The following is a 14317-nucleotide window of genomic DNA, read 5'->3' as shown; positions in this document are numbered from 1 at the left end:
CGCCGAGCGAGCGCCCTGTGCCTCGCGGCCGCCCGCTCTTCAGAGCTTGGCGTCGAAGCTCAGGTTTTGCGTGCGCTGCCGGAGCTCCGCCTCGAGGTTGACCTTCGCCTGGCGCGCCGCCGCGAGCTCGGTGTTCAAGCGCACGAGCTCGTCTTCGTCGCGAGTGAGGTCGGCTACGTAGCGCTCGCGCAGGCGCTGTTCGTCCCGGGAGTCGCGCAACGCGGCCAAATTCTCCCGTACGCGCGCCTGTTTCTCGCCGACCTCGGCGATCAGCCGTTGCAGCTCCGCTTGCCGCCGCGCGGACTCGGCCACGCGCTCGTTCACGGAGACGATCTGGGCCAGCGCGTCGTGCGCCGCCTGGTCGAGGTAACGGCTCGCGGTCCAGACCTTCAGGTGTTCGCGGGTGGTCTGGTTCAGATAGATGCTCTCCCACTGATCCCCGCGCTCGGTGACGACGAACTCGGTCTCGGCCTTGGCCCGCACGTCGAAGCGGAAGCGCTGGTAGTTCTCGGTGGTCTCGAACGGCTTCGGGGTCTCGACCAGCTCCCAGCCTTGCTCGAAGCGGTGCTCGAGAAACAGATCGAGCGGCGCGTCGGTCTTGTTGGTGACACGATAGATGGTCCGCGCGATCTTGTACCTCAAGAGGTGAAAGACCCCGTTGACGATCCGCACCGCGTGCACGTCCCGCACGTCGCTCTTGTGGTCGATGCTGACCACCGCGCCGAGCTCGACCGAGTACGGGACCAGGCGCTTCTCGCCGGGCTTCAGCGTCTCCAGCATGGACTCACCGACATACGCCTCGTCCTCGAGCACCGTGACGGGTCCGCCTTCGAGGGTCAGCCCCGTCGTGTTCTCGAGCCAGACCGCGGACAGCGGGTTCTTGTCCCGCACACTCTGATTGTAGATCGCGACACGTTTACCCGTGAGGGCCGCCGAGAGGATGGGGACCAGCGCTGACTGGTTGCGCTTCACGGTCACCGGTCGGTCGAGCACGTACTGAAAGAGATCCCCGACCTGCACGGTGCGGGTCTGCACGGGTGCGCTGCGGCTGCGGGCCGCCGAAATCTGCTGAGGGCTCCGGGGGGGCGCCATGCGACCCGGGGCCGGCGGCGGCGCCATCGACGGGGCGGGCCTGGCCATGGGCGGCGGCGGAGCGCCGCCAACGAAGGTGTGGGCCTCTTCGTCCATGCCGCCGTACGCCGCCTGCTCCAACATCGGCGGTGCGTAGGCCTCTTCTTCTTCGACCTCCACCACTGGCCGGCGACGGCTACGCGGGGAGTACAGATCGTGGACGAAGGAGATGGGTAGGCCCGCGACCAGCGTCAGGGCGACGTCGTCCCAGTCTTCGTCTTGCGTGTTGTCGACCAGCGCCCAGCCCTGGATGCGCGTCTCGGGCTTGCCGAGCATCACGCGGTACGAGGTCTTCCACACCGGGGTCTCGACGACGTAGCTCGCCTGGACCGGCCGCGAGCCAGTGCCCTTGGCGAAGATCGTCAGCTTCTTCAGGTCCTTCTTTTTTGCGCCGATCAAGATCTCGAGCAGGTGAGAGAGATCCTTGCGCAAGCTCTCGTCGAGAAAATCGAGGGACTTGAGCTCGGAGAGCTCGAATGCGCGCAGGCTCTGGCCACCGACGAGGAGCACCAGCTGGTGTTCGTGCAGCGTGTCCTCGCCCACCTTGCGCCAGCGGGTCTCGATGCCTGCGACGACGCCTTCGACCTTGTCGCTACCGGCGACGATTGCGACCCGCGCGCCCTTCACTTGCTCCAGGAGCCCGCTCAGGCTGTTACCGTCCGGCAGGCGAATGGCGACGTCCTCCAGGCGTTTCTCCGTCGGCAGCGTGGACTCGTAGCTGATGCTCGACACGTGCCCGTCGCCCAGGTCGAGGACCGTCAGCGATTTCAGCACGTCGTTCATCTCCGCGGCCTTGAACGCAAGGTCGATGCTGACGTCGCCGTCGACCTGACCCTCCCGCTCGAAGTAACCGACACCGTGTTTGAACAGGACCACACGCCGGATGGGGAGGACTTCGGTCATGACCCGACGACGGTAACATTGAGTTATGCTCGTTCCCATGCGGGCCCGAGTCGCGATGTTTCTCCCATTGGTTCTGGCAAGCTGCAGCGCGGGCAGCGGCTCCGGTGGCGCGGGGGGGGCCGGAGCGACTGGCGGCGCTGCAGCCGGTGGCGGCGGAAGTAGCGGAGGCAACGGCGGCGGGGGCTCCGGCGCCACTGGAGGAGGGAGCGCGGTCGGAGAGATCGGTGAGCCGTGCAGCTCGAACGCGGACTGCGGCGCGGTCGCCGGCGCTGAGTGTTACACCACCATCGGCGGCGGCCCGGTGCCCACCATCAACTTCCCAAACGGCTTCTGCTCGAAGGCCTGTGACACCCAGTCGAGCGACAAAGAGTGCGGCGAAATAGCGGGCTGCGCGTCCATCGGACAATCCGGTGGTCGTATCAGCACCACGCTCACGATCTGCACTCCCCCGTGCGCGTCCGACGCCGAGTGCCGGGTCGCCGAAGGCTACAAGTGCTTCCAGCTCATCCCTGGCTTCGGAGTGTGTACGCCGCCATGAGCACGGCTGGGGGGCTACGTTCGAAATGCCATGCAACAGTCTGGCGCTCGTCATCCGACCCCGAGCACGCGCACGCTGCGAAAGTGTGCGGCGCCGCAGCGCCGCCTCGTGCGGGCAGCGAGATCCGGACATGCGCCTTGCCCCCTTTAATTCGGCCATTCAGGCGTGTCCTGGCATTGCCACTTGAACCCCGCGTAGTCGAGGTCGATGTCGACGAGGCGCACTTCCGCCGGACGCCCCGCATGTACTGCTGCTGCTGCATCACCACAGCTCTCATCCAGCGCATGTAGATGGGCCGAGTGACTGCTGCAGGGGGAGCCTCATTACCCCAAAATCGGCGGCGATTTCGTGGGCTGGGTTTTCGAACACTACGGGAGCGCTCAGCCGACTTCTTCCAGTGACAGGAGCACGTCGCCGGCCTCGACGTCGGCTCCGTCCCCGGGGACGACCGCGATGACCTTGGCGCGCTTGGGGAGGCCGGCGCCGCCGTAGCTGATGCGGTGAAACGTCTTCATCACCTCGAGCAGACACACGGTCTGGCCCTCTTGCAAGATTGCGCCGGGCTCGATGAACGCCGCCTTGTCGGGGGCCGGGCGCAGGTAGAAACGGCCGCTCGACGGTGACCGGAAGGCGAGACCCCCGGCGGGCCCGGCCTCCGCCTCCGCTTCGACCGCGAGCACCGCGCCCGCGCTTGGATCGAGCTCGAGAAGCACGGTCGCGTAGTCGACTGCGACACGGGCGGTGCGCGCGCCGGGCACTTCGCCCACCACGAGCCCGTGGGAGTGCTCGTCGGCGACGAGCTGGTGGAGCACACCGAGCACCTCCAGCTCACCCAGGTGGCCGCCTGGCATCACGAGCGTGCCGGGTGCGGGCGCCCCGCGCCACAGGCCGACGGCCGGCGCTTGCAACCGAGTGCGGCCGTTCTCGAGGCGAGTGCTCCGGGCCGTGAGGCTCCGGCGGAATACGCGGCCATCCTCCGGATAGGGTCGCCGCGCGCTCATCGCACCCCCTCGGTGAGCACCGCCAGATCGTGCAGGCTCCAGATGCGGCTGTTCTTGATGCGGCGCACCCCCGGCGCCTGATAGGCGGCCTCCGCCAACATGCCGAGGTAGTCGCGCAGCTCACCGAGCTCGACGATCTCGTCCGTGTCCATCTGCCGCGCGGACACGAAGGGATCCATGTCCGCTTCGATGCGGCGCTCGACCGCCTTCATGCCCTCCTCGATGCTCTGGCGCTCCGCCGGATCGCGCGACGTGATCTCGAAGTTGTCGTCGAGCTTGGTGTTGTAGGCCGCAATCGAGAGGGTGCGCCCCTCCATGACGCTCAGGCGCGCGACGCTGGTCGAGAGCTGCACGATCGGATCGTAGGGCAGGCCGGCCATGGCGTAGTAACCCGCGCCACTGGCCTTGCGGAGCAGCACCGTGAACATGGGCACCGTGTTGGTCGAGTTCGTGTAGATGAGGCTCGAGCCGTAGGCCAAGAGACCCTGCGCCTCGGCCTCGGCGCCGATGTCGAAGCCGGAGATGTCCTGCAGCCACACGATGGGGATGCCGTCGTCGTTGCAGGCGCGGCTGAAGGCGGCCACCTTCGCGATGCCGCCGCGGTAAAAGATGGAGGCTGGGCGCTGTTTGCCGGGATGTTCGGGATCCCCGACGAGGCCCTGACGATTGGCGATGAACCCCATCCACAAACCTGCCACACGCCCGACGCCGCAGACCATCTCTTCGCCGACGTCGCGCATGACCTCCCAGAACAGGCTCTGGTCGCACAGGCGCGCCAGGATCTCGAGCACGTCGTAGGCCTCGCGGTGATCCGGCGGCAACAGCCCGCTGAGCTCGTGGCTGGCAAACGCCGGCTCCACCGGTCGTGCGTCGCCGCGATAGTAGTCCGCCGCCGAGGTCGGAAGTTTCTTCACCTCGCGCCGCAGGCACTCGAGCAGGACGTCGTCGTTCGGCACGCGCACGTCGGCACACCCGCTCTGGTGTACGTGCACCTCGGGGCCGCCGATGTCGAGGGAGGTGATCTTCTGGCTCTTGGCGCCCTTGATCAGCGCGGCCCCCGCGATGACCATGTAGGCCTGCTCGGTCATGTAGACGCGATCGCTGATGATGGGCATGTAGCCGCCGCCCGCGATGCAGTCCCCGAACACACCGGCCACCTGCGGCACCCCGTGGGCGCTCAGCAGGCTGTTCATCTTGAAGATGTGACCCGCGCCCGTTGCGCCCGGGAAGGCCTTGGACTGTTCGGGCAAGAACAGCCCGCTCGAATCCACCAGGTACACCGTGGGGATGCGCAGGCGCAGCGCCATGGTCTGCGCGCGTTCGATCTTCTCCGGGGTCTTGGGCCACCACGAGCCGCTCGCCACGGTGTTGTCGTTGGCGATGACCATGCACCAGCGGCCTTCGATGCGAGCAAACGCGGTGACCACTCCCGCGCCGGGCGACTTCAGACCGCCCTCGAACTCGATGCCGTAGTTGACGAACGTGCCGACCTCGAAGGCTCGTGTGCCCTCGTCGACCAGCTTCGCCAGCCGCTCGCGGGCCGTGAGTTTGCCCTTTTCGTGCACACGTTGGCGGTACTTCTCACCCCAGCCGGCGTGCACCTCCGCTCGGCGCTCGCGCAGTTTGTCTTCGAGCCCAGTCAGCGTCTCGCGATGGCTGCGAAATGTCTCGGCGTCACTGACACTCTGCCAGGGGCGGCCGATCGGGACGACGGGGACGAGTGCCATGGTTCTCCTAGGCCGCGGGCCAGCCGGGAATGCTGCGGGTGTCGTACTGCCCGCTCGTGAACGCTTCGCTCTCGAGCACGGCGATGTGCATCGGCGCGGTGGTCTTGATGCCCTCGACGCGGAGCTCGCCGAGCGCCGCGAGCATGCGCTTTCTTGCGTCTTGTCGGTCCGCACCCTTCACGATCAGCTTGCAGATCAAGGAGTCGTAGAAGGGTGGCACCTTGTAGCCCTCGGACACGTGGGTATCGACCCGCACGTGCTCGCTCGCGGCGGGGGGGCGCCACAGGCTGATGGTGCCGGGACTCGGACGGAAGTCTCGCTCGGGATCCTCGGCGTTGATCCGACACTCGATGGCGTGCCCGTCGAGTCGGACGTCTGCCTGGGAGAACGACAGCGGGTGACCCGCGGCGACCCTGAGCTGCTCCGCGGCCAGATCGATGCCGCTGCGCATCTCACTGACCGTGTGCTCGACCTGCAGACGCGTGTTCATCTCCATGAATCGTAGCGTCCCGCTGTCGTCGAGCAGAAATTCCATGGTGCCCGCCCCGACGTAACCGATGGAGGCGGCGGCGCGGGCGGCGAGCTCGGTGGTGCGAGTGCGCTCGTCGGGCGTGAGGGCGGTCGAGGGTGACTCTTCGATCAGCTTCTGGTGTTTGCGCTGCACCGAGCAGTCTCGCTCACCCAGGTGGCAGACGTTGCCGTAGCGGTCGGCCATGATCTGGATCTCGACGTGGCGTCCGCCCTCCAGCAAGCGCTCGAGGTACACACGATCGTCGCCAAACGCGGCCGCTGCCTCGCGGGACGCGCCGGCGTACGCTTCTTCCAGCTCTTCGGCGCTGCGAGCGATGCGCATGCCTCGACCGCCGCCGCCGCTCTCCGCCTTGATCAACACCGGATATCCGACGCTGTCGGCGACAGACACGGCTTCGTCGAAGCTGCTGAGCACTCCGTCGCTGCCGGGGATCACGCTCAGCCCCGCGCGTTTCATGGCCGATTTGGCAGGCGTCTTCTTGCCCATCAGGTGCATGACGTGGACCGGCGGTCCCACGAACGTGATGCCGTGCGCCTCGCACAGCGCAGCGAAGCGGGGGTTCTCCGACAGGAACCCCCAGCCTGGGTGGAGTGCCGAACAGCGCATTTGTTTGGCTGCTTGCACCACGCGCTGCAGGTCGAGGTAACTCTCGGCCGAGCGCCCTGGACCGAGACACACGGTCTCTCGACCCTCGGTGTAAGCGGCACCCTTGTCGGCTTCACTCACGGCGAGCACCGGCGTGATCCCGAGGGCGTCGCAGGCGCGCGCGATGCGCACCGCCACCTCACCTCGGTTGGCGATCAGGACGCGGCGGAACGACAGCGGCATGGCGGGCGGAGGCTAGCATCGATGCCCGTCCGTTTGGCCAAGGAACGGCGCGCTCATTCGTAGAGCAAGTACGGGCGGCGGCGCTCGACGAAGGCGGCCGCTTGCGCGGCGAAGGTCCGCTCGACCGACGCTAGGGGCTCGTCCGAAAGCAGGGCATCGCGCGCCGCGCTCCCGCCCAGCAGGACACCGAGGTTGCGTGTCTCCCAAGTTTCGGGGTGTGTGAGCCGGAGCGCCCGCGCGAGGCCGAGGCCGAGGTCCACCGGGCGCAACGCTGCCGGGTCGGTGAGCGCAAAGAAGACGGCGGCGCAGCGCTCGCCCCGATACGGTCCCGCGCTCGGGGTCACGTCACCGGCGCGGAAGCGCACGCCCGCGACCGGGCCCACGACCCTGATCAACTCCGGGGCATCGAGCCACGGCGCGGCGACCACTTCGAACGGAGTGGAGGTGCCCCGACCCACCGAGACGTTCGTCAGCTCGAGTAGCGCGAGTCCCGGGTACAGGCGCGCCGCCGAAGCCGAACGCAGGTTCGGTGAAGGAGCGAACCAGCTGAGGCCGGTATCCCCGAACGACATGCCGCGTCTCCACCCCGTCATCGGTAACACCTCGAGGCGCGTGCCGAGGCCACGCTCCGCCAGCAGCATGCGCGCGAGCTCACCGAACGTCATACCGTGCATCACGGGCAAGGGGTGGGGATCGATGAGCGAGGGCGGAGCGGCGAGCGAGACCGGTCCTTCGACGTCGAGCCCACCGTTGGGGTTCGGCCGATCGAGCACCACGACCCGGCGTCCGGACTCGAGCGCAGTCCGTAGCGCGGAGAGATACGTGTAGAAGCGCACACCAACGTCCACCAGATCGACCACGATGGTGTCGACGCCCTGCCAGGCCGGAGCGGACGAGGCGGCACCGTACAGGCTGACGATCGGCAGATCCGTGCGCGGATCGCGGCCATTGGGCACCGGCCCCTCGAGGGTGCCGCTCATGCCATGCTCCGGCGTCACGATGCGCACGAGCCGCGCGCCGAGGACCTCGAACAGGCGATCCACACTGCGACGCCCTTCGCCATCGCGCGCGGCCGAGTGCGTCATGAAGGCGACCCGCGCGCCGCCCAGGAGCTTGGCTCCGTTGCGCAGCAGGCGCTCGATGCCCAGCTCGACGACCGGCTGACGAGGCTCTTCCCGGACGTGAGCCACGAGCGCGCGGATGGCCTGGGCCGTCGGAGCCACGCGCCCCTTGCCATCTGGGTGCAGTCGGCTGCTCAGGAACACGACGAAACGATCCGCCTGAGGATCGATCCAGAGTGACGTTCCGGTGAACCCCTCGTGGCCGAAGCTCCGGGCCGAAAACACCGACCGGGTCGGATCGTCCGGGGAGTCCCAGCCGAGCGCGACCCGCGCACCCGGCACCTCGATGGGCGCCGTCATCCTGGCAACGGTGCCGGCTCGCAGCACACGCTTGTCATCCAGCTCGCCCCCCGCCAGCAACATGCGCGCGAAACGAGCGAGCTCGTCCGCCGTCGAGAACAGCCCCGCGTGTCCCGCCACGCCGCCGAGGGCGCGCGCCCGCGGATCGTGCACGGTGCCGAGCAGGAACGCCTCGCCTTCCTTCTCGGTCGGAACCAAACGGGGACCGCCACCCGGAACAAAGCGGGTGTTCCTGAGCCCGAGCGGAGCGAACAGCCGCCGTGCGACGAAGTGGTCGAGCGATTCCTTCGCCCTATGGCGCACCACCTCGCCGAGCGCGATGAACCCGAGATCGCTGTAGCGGTACTGCTCACCCGGCGCGCTGACGAGCTTCGTGCCGGCGATGTCCGCGAGCATCTCCCGCGCGCCGACCGGATGCGTGGGCACGGGGTTCACCGCGGGCAGCCCGGACGTGTGGGTGAGCAGATGGCGCAGCGTGATCCCGCGTTTGTCCTCGGTCGCGAAGAGGGGCAGGCTGCGGGCGATGGGCTCGTCGTAGGCGAGCTGACCGTCCTCCACCAGGGCCGCGATGCTGGTGGCGGTCGCAACCGCCTTGGTCACCGATGCGAGATCGAACACCGCGTCTGCCGTCATCGGTCGCGGAGCGGGCAACACCGCGGCGAGACCGAAAGCGCGGCGGAACGAGACCCCGCTCCGTCGCCCGACCACCACGACGGCGCCCGGCATGTCGCCATGCTCGATGGCGTGATCGATCTCGCGCTCGATGGCGAGCTCGGTGGCCACGGGCAAGCGGAGTGATGCGGCCGGCTTCGACGGCGCGGGAGGCGGCGTTCGGGCGAGCGAGGGCAGCACGAGGCGTGGGGTCTGCCGGAGCACAGAACGTGCGTCGGCACGGGCGGAGTCGGCCGCGACCGCGAGCGCCAAGAGCACGAGCACACGACCAGGGCCCATCTGTCCGCCGGAGAGAACGCTGGCAGGTTCGCGTTCGATTCCCGCGACACGGCGAATGTCAGAGCCTCAGCGTCCGTCCCGTCGAGCGCCGCGATTCTTCCCGGAGAGCTCGCGCCCGAGGGCCAGGTAGCTCGCCAGGCGCGTCGCTGGGAGTCTGCCCTCCACGACGGCCTGCTGAACTCCGCAGCCCGGCTCGGTCCCGTGCAAACAGTCACGGTACTTACAACCCGAGGCTAGCTCGACGACGTCGGGAAAGGCCGTGTCGACAGCGCCGGCATCCGCCCACAGCCCGAGCTCACGAAGTCCCGGCGTGTCGATGATGGCGCCGCCGCAAGCGAGCTTAATGAGCTCGCGGTGCGAGGTCGTGTGCCGTCCCCGATCGTCGTGTTCCCGCACCCTGCCAGTGCGCATGCGGTCTTCGCCGAGCAGATGATTGACCAGCGTCGATTTTCCAGCACCGGACGACCCGACGACCGCTGCGGTGATTCCCTCGCCGAGGTAGCGCCGCGGCGCGTCGGCAGAGATCCCGTCGACTACATCGATGGCGTGCACGTCGATCCCCGGCGAAACAGCCAGCGCCTGCTCGCGGAGTGCGTCGGCGTTCTTGACCAGACCGGCCTTGGTCAAGAGAACGACGGGGCGGATGCGCCCTTCCGCCGCGAGGGTCAGGTAACGCTCGAGGCGGCGCGGATTGAAATCCGCATCGAGCCCCATGATCACAAACAGCACGTCGACGTTGGCGGCGAGCCGCTGTGGGATCTGACGACGCCCCGCGGCTCGACGCACGAGCTCCGAGCGGCGCGGAAGCACCGCGTCGATCACCAGCTCGCCGCGCGTGACACACGCAACCCAGTCCCCGGTGACGGGTCGACCGAGCTCGCCTCGCACCACCCGCCGCGGGACGCGCGCGCTCGTTGGTCCCGACTCGACAAACAACTGCGCGATGTCTGCGTCGACGCGAGCGACGCGTCCGGCGAACGCGTCGGTGACAGCGAGCGCCGACAGCTCGCGGGCGAAGCTCGCGTCGAAACCCAGGCTCGCGAGGCTCATCCGCTCCGTTCCAGATCGGACTCCGCGTAGGGTCGCTGAGTGCTCGGCACGATGCCGAGCGCCCAGGCCACCAGGCCCTCCGCCAGGCGCGACAGCTCGGGTTCATCGGGCAGCCGGTCCGGACGAAAGCGCTGGGCCAGGAGCACTGGACCCAACGTGGGCGAGACACAGGCCGTGTGACGCCGGGTCTGTGCCTTCAGCTGTCGCTCGGTCGTCTCGGCCACGAGGGCCACGAATTGTTGCTTGCGCTGGCTCGGATCCACGGGTTCCTGGCGAGCATAGCGCGGGCGTGCGCGCTCGGCCTGGCCTGCCTGGGGCGTCGTGGCTAGATTCGGTCCCCATGAGCGAACCCGACGCCTCGGCCGAAGCTTCGGCTGTGCCCCGCGCAGTTCTCCTGGGCCTGGCCGCGGGCTATGTCGCCGTGGGCGTCGCTTTTCTGCTGGCTCCGGCCAAGCTCGCGGCCTTCGCTGACCTCTCCACCACCAGCAAGCTCGGACTGATCGAGCTCCGGGCGTTCTACGGAGGGATCGAGATCGGGCTCGGGGTCTTTCTCGCCGTCACCGCCATGCGCAAAGACTGGCAACTGCCGGGTCTGCTGGCTGCGCTGCTATCGCTGCTCGGCATCGTGGCCGCGCGCATCTACGGCATGACGGTCGAGGGCTGGCCCGGTGTGACCGTGCTCCTGTTCTTGCTGATCGAGGTCGCAGGTGTGGTCGCCGCGGGATACGGGCTGATGCGCATCAAGCGCGGCCCGGCCGAGGCTGATCTCGAGGGCGACATCGCTGCGCTACGAAGCGAAGGGCGCGTCGAGAAGACGAAGGTGATCGAAAAGACCGCACCGCTCGAGCGCACCAAACCTCTGGTCGAACGCACCGTGCGCCTGCCGCAGTCGAAGGACGACTGAGGGCAACGGCGCCCGTCGTCAGCTCATCTTCACTTGGCCTGGCGGAAGCCACGACGCCGAACCATCGGCCCACTCGACCTCGTACAGCGTGCCGTTGAACACCCTCACCGTCGCTGGATAAAACCCGCCGTCCGGCCACTGCGCGAGCAGGCGCGTGCCGCTGCTGAAAGCGCCTGGATAAGCGGGCTCGGGCTCGAGCTCGACGAGGGCAATTTCCGAGCGTGCGCCGGACACGTCCCAGATGAGCTCCGCCCGGCCGTCGGACACACGCGTGACGCGCCCGGAGTACCACTGCCCGTCCTTGCTGATCCGGGCGCGCATGCCCTCGGCAACCACGGCCTTCGACGCGCCGTCGGCGTACTCGGTATGGGTGCCGCCCATCAGCCGCAGGCGCGAGGCGACATGGTCCGGCACGCGGATCGCGGTGATGTCGCAGGCCACGAGTGCGAGTCCCAATGGGGCGAACGTCGCCTGCAACGCCTCACCCAGCGCCCGCGCGTGCTCACTCCGCTTGCTCTCCGCGCTGAGCTCGGCCAGGCGCGGAAACTTGCGACCGAGCTCCGAGGCCTGCTCGTTCACTCGCTGCTTCACCCACAGCTCGACCGCACCTTCGTCGACCTTTCCCCCCAGCGCCTGGATCATCTGCACCGGATCTCCGACGGCCACGGACAGTCGCGCCTCGAGCTTCGGCGTGACCTTCTCGCCCACCGCCGGATCGAGCACGGTCTCGAGCACGGCGGACACGTCCAGGCTGACGGGCGCGCCCATCTTCACCCAGAAGACGTCGTCCCCCAGCGTGGCGCCGGTCGGTTGTTGCCGGACGATGGGGCCCAGAAATGGCAACGCGCGGGGGTCGAGGGAATACTCACCGGGCCCCAGCACTCCCGCGACGCGACCCTGGGACAGGAAGACCAGCGCCTGACTCGGCAAGACCCGGGCCGGCGCCCCGAGAAACGCCGGGCTCGCAGCGCGCTGCAAGAGGCTCGTGTGGTGAATTTCGTCGAGGGAGAGCGGCGTCATTTCGTCGAGCGTACTCGCGACTCGCGCTGACGGTCACCCGTCGTCTTCCGCGAGCACAATCAGGCGATCCCCGAGCTTGGGAACGAACTCTTCGGCCCTCCCTTGCCACGGGTTCAGCCTGATGCCGTAGCGCTTCGTTGCGTCGTCCACATGGAGCTGCACGCCAAACGCGACCTCTTGGCGGGCCTTCGCCGAAAGCAGCAACTGCTCGAAGGTCGTCGGCTCCCCGAGGGGCACGTACAGCGACAGCTCCTTGAGGTAGATCTCACAACCCTCGGCCTGGAACAGATCCTCGAACACCGGGCGCATCCGCGGCTCGTGCGTGACCTGGGCGAGCACCATGCTGACCATCTCGTTGCTGATGACGATGTCGTTGATCTCGGTGGTGGCCGCAAGATCGCGATTTCGCGGATCCAGGATCTCGCTGCAGACCTCCTGGCGCAACAAGCCCGCGCGCTGGCGAAAGTCGCGCAGTAGCAGGAGCGCGATGATTGCCCGGGTGTCCGCCGCCTCACTCTCGTCCATGCCGCTGGCGCCCGACGCGTCACCCAGCACCACCACCGTCGGGAAGCTCTCCGGATGCAGCTGCTCGAGCAAGAGCCGATTGGTGAAGTCGCCGACCGCGTGCACGACCTCCACGTTCGAGAGCTCGCCACACTTCTCCGAGATCTCCCGCGCGCGGTCGTCGAGCGGCACGGCGTTGACCAGGGTGACGGACGAGCCCTGCCCCACGTACGCGTCGAGCTCCTTCAAGATAGGGAAGAGCTTCTCGTTGTAACCGAGCACCATCAGCCGCTCGACGGGTTTGTCGGCGGCGGGCGCGGTCGGAACCCGGACGTCCTCGAAGCGCAGGGCGCTCGGGTGGGGGGCAAACCGGATGTCGTCGTCCTCGGCGACGAGCAGGAGTTCCTCGTCCTTGCCAAGCACGTGATCCGCCGGCGGATTCAGGATGTGCGAGGAGCCGTCGGCCTTGGCCACGCCGACCAGGCAAGCATTGGGAAAATCAAGCACCAGGTCGGCGACCCGACGCCCCACCGCAGCGGGAAAGCTCGCGTAGTGGATCTCGTTGCCCTCGAACCGAAAGAGCTCGTCGTAGACCAGGCTGAGCCCACTGATGCGCGAGGTCTGCAGGATGATCTTCGAGATTATGTCGTTGGTGTTGATGATCTGCGCGCGACCGCGGCTGGCGATGGACGCAATGTCCCGACTCTCGGGCAGCATGACCTCCGCGGTGACCTTGATCGCGTCGGTCTTGCCGTGGCCGTCGGGGTGGTTGTAGATCGCCATCAAGGTCTTGATCACCCGCCCGTCGGCCCGGTGGGGTTGCTCGCCGTGGGCGTCGTCGACCAAAACCACGATGGCACTCGCCAGGTCGAAGCTCACCTTGGAGAGATCGGAGAGCGCCACCGAGCTGCCGCTGCGCACGACCAGCTTCAGCCGGCGCAGGTGCCGGACCTTGTCGTTCAGCGCCGCCTCCATCGCGACCTTGTCCTGCTCGGCCATCACCACCACGACGATGCGACCTCGGTCGAGGTTGGCCTCTGCGAGCTGGTCGATGACGCTGAACACCTTCTCGGACCAGCCGAGGATCAAGAAGTGCCCCTGCTCGAGCACTGGCGAGCTGCCGCGGGCGATCGCCTCGAGACTTGCCTGGAAGTTGCCGGCGAGGGACGAGATCAAGAGACCCGCGACGATGACGCCGAGGATCGTGGCGGCAGTCGAGACGAACCGGTTCGCGTTCCCGGAGTCGCTGCCCATCGTGCCCGGGTCGATGATGCGGGTGAAATAGAACCAGGCCCGGTCGAGGAAGCTGCCCTCCGAGAGCTCGACTCCGGCCGGAGCCGCGAGCACCGAGCACCCCGCGAACAGCGACACCATCGCGAGAGTGAGCAGGAACAGGAACACGAGCTGTTTCCGAGCGCCTCCGCTCAGAAACCCTTCGTATCGATACCGGAGCCGCGCGCGAAAGCCTCGCTCAACCGCCATCTCTTCTCCCGAACGACGCAGCGTTCCCGGTCCAGGGCACTTAGGTCAATCGAAAGGGCAGCCCGAGCGGGGCGGCGAGGGGTGGCGGCGGTCCAGGGGTCCCTCGCCCGCTCGGCCTCGACAGCTCCGGGCCCGAGTCGAGGAGCCAATTGACCGGCGAGATGCCTGGCGCTAGATCAGCGCCGTCTCATCAGAAAAAGAGACAGCCGAATCCCGCAGCAGCGGGAACCGGGTCTGGGTGCCAGCTCGAATGCTTTCGGGCTGGCTAGGGGATAAGGGAAATTCCCCGGGGCTCCTCGCTCCGATTCCGACACCCCAGGGCGCG

General features: G+C 67.8%; 11 protein-coding genes. 2 read left to right on the top strand and 9 right to left on the bottom strand.

Features of this window, described 5'->3' with window-relative positions; all coding sequences use genetic code 11:
• Positions 1-39: 39 nt before the first annotated feature.
• Positions 40-2034 carry a hypothetical protein gene (locus IPI67_09970; GenBank protein ID MBK7580518.1) on the bottom strand — a complete coding sequence of 665 codons (1995 nt, stop codon included), beginning with the start codon at positions 2032-2034 and terminating at the stop codon, positions 40-42.
• 37 nt (positions 2035-2071) lie between these two features.
• On the opposite strand from IPI67_09970, the gene IPI67_09965 reads away from it, so the two are divergent.
• Positions 2072-2572, top strand: coding sequence for a hypothetical protein (locus tag IPI67_09965; GenBank protein ID MBK7580517.1), 501 nt, complete (start codon positions 2072-2074; stop codon positions 2570-2572).
• 380 nt (positions 2573-2952) lie between these two features.
• Here IPI67_09965 and IPI67_09960 read toward each other — a convergent pair whose 3' ends face one another.
• From IPI67_09960 to IPI67_09935, 6 genes are all read right to left on the bottom strand, one after another.
• Positions 2953-3573 carry a hypothetical protein gene (locus tag IPI67_09960; GenBank protein ID MBK7580516.1) on the bottom strand — a complete coding sequence of 207 codons (621 nt, stop codon included), beginning with the start codon at positions 3571-3573 and terminating at the stop codon, positions 2953-2955.
• Positions 3570-5300 carry a propionyl-CoA carboxylase gene (locus IPI67_09955; protein ID MBK7580515.1) on the bottom strand — a complete coding sequence of 577 codons (1731 nt, stop codon included), beginning with the start codon at positions 5298-5300 and terminating at the stop codon, positions 3570-3572. Before IPI67_09955 ends, IPI67_09960 begins: the two co-directional genes overlap by 4 nt.
• Before the next feature lie 7 nt (positions 5301-5307).
• On the bottom strand, positions 5308-6660 hold the full coding sequence (locus IPI67_09950) for an acetyl-CoA carboxylase biotin carboxylase subunit (protein MBK7580514.1): 1353 nt from the start codon (positions 6658-6660) through the stop codon (positions 5308-5310).
• 53 nt (positions 6661-6713) lie between these two features.
• Positions 6714-9032 (bottom strand): DUF1343 domain-containing protein, encoded by a 2319-nt coding sequence (locus IPI67_09945; protein ID MBK7580513.1) that lies wholly within the window; start codon positions 9030-9032, stop codon positions 6714-6716.
• Positions 9033-9098: 66 nt separating this feature from the next.
• Positions 9099-10082: a ribosome small subunit-dependent GTPase A gene (rsgA, locus tag IPI67_09940; protein MBK7580512.1), complete on the bottom strand. Its 984-nt coding sequence runs from the start codon at positions 10080-10082 to the stop codon at positions 9099-9101.
• A complete protein-coding gene (locus IPI67_09935) occupies positions 10079-10345 on the bottom strand; it encodes a hypothetical protein (GenBank protein MBK7580511.1) in 267 nt (88 codons plus the stop codon). Before IPI67_09935 ends, rsgA begins: the two co-directional genes overlap by 4 nt.
• A 77-nt stretch (positions 10346-10422) precedes the next feature.
• Between IPI67_09935 and IPI67_09930 the strand changes: the two genes are divergently transcribed.
• The gene (locus IPI67_09930; GenBank protein MBK7580510.1) at positions 10423-10986 is read left to right on the top strand and encodes a DUF4345 family protein; all 564 of its coding nucleotides are present in this window, start codon (positions 10423-10425) and stop codon (positions 10984-10986) included.
• An 18-nt stretch (positions 10987-11004) separates the two neighbouring features.
• Here the strand turns inward: IPI67_09930 and IPI67_09925 are convergent, their stop codons facing one another.
• Together IPI67_09925 and IPI67_09920 are read right to left on the bottom strand one after the other, a co-directional pair.
• Positions 11005-12006: an SPFH domain-containing protein gene (locus IPI67_09925; GenBank protein MBK7580509.1), complete on the bottom strand. Its 1002-nt coding sequence runs from the start codon at positions 12004-12006 to the stop codon at positions 11005-11007.
• A 33-nt stretch (positions 12007-12039) separates the two neighbouring features.
• Entirely contained in the window at positions 12040-13992 is a 1953-nt protein-coding gene (locus IPI67_09920) for a hypothetical protein (GenBank protein ID MBK7580508.1), read from the bottom strand.
• Positions 13993-14317 lie beyond the last annotated feature (325 nt).

The sequence above is a fragment of the Myxococcales bacterium genome, from assembly GCA_016706225.1.
Lineage (GTDB): Bacteria > Myxococcota_A > Polyangia > Polyangiales > Polyangiaceae > JADJKB01.
Note: the sequence above shows the minus strand (reverse complement) of the source record. Positions and strands in the feature narration are given on the sequence as shown.

Bases quoted from the DNA above. Each gene is read 5' to 3' on its own strand.
- IPI67_09965 (MBK7580517.1), top strand. From the start codon at position 2,072: ATGCGGGCCCGAGTCGCGATGTTTCTCCCATTGGTTCTGGCAAGCTGC.
- IPI67_09925 (MBK7580509.1), bottom strand. From the start codon at position 12,006: ATGACGCCGCTCTCCCTCGACGAAATTCACCACACGAGCCTCTTGCAG.
- IPI67_09920 (MBK7580508.1), bottom strand. From the start codon at position 13,992: ATGGCGGTTGAGCGAGGCTTTCGCGCGCGGCTCCGGTATCGATACGAA.
- IPI67_09955 (MBK7580515.1), bottom strand. From the start codon at position 5,300: ATGGCACTCGTCCCCGTCGTCCCGATCGGCCGCCCCTGGCAGAGTGTC.
- IPI67_09950 (MBK7580514.1), bottom strand. From the start codon at position 6,660: ATGCCGCTGTCGTTCCGCCGCGTCCTGATCGCCAACCGAGGTGAGGTG.
- IPI67_09970 (MBK7580518.1), bottom strand. From the start codon at position 2,034: ATGACCGAAGTCCTCCCCATCCGGCGTGTGGTCCTGTTCAAACACGGT.
- IPI67_09930 (MBK7580510.1), top strand. From the start codon at position 10,423: ATGAGCGAACCCGACGCCTCGGCCGAAGCTTCGGCTGTGCCCCGCGCA.
- IPI67_09960 (MBK7580516.1), bottom strand. From the start codon at position 3,573: ATGAGCGCGCGGCGACCCTATCCGGAGGATGGCCGCGTATTCCGCCGG.
- IPI67_09945 (MBK7580513.1), bottom strand. From the start codon at position 9,032: ATGGGCCCTGGTCGTGTGCTCGTGCTCTTGGCGCTCGCGGTCGCGGCC.
- rsgA (MBK7580512.1), bottom strand. From the start codon at position 10,082: ATGAGCCTCGCGAGCCTGGGTTTCGACGCGAGCTTCGCCCGCGAGCTG.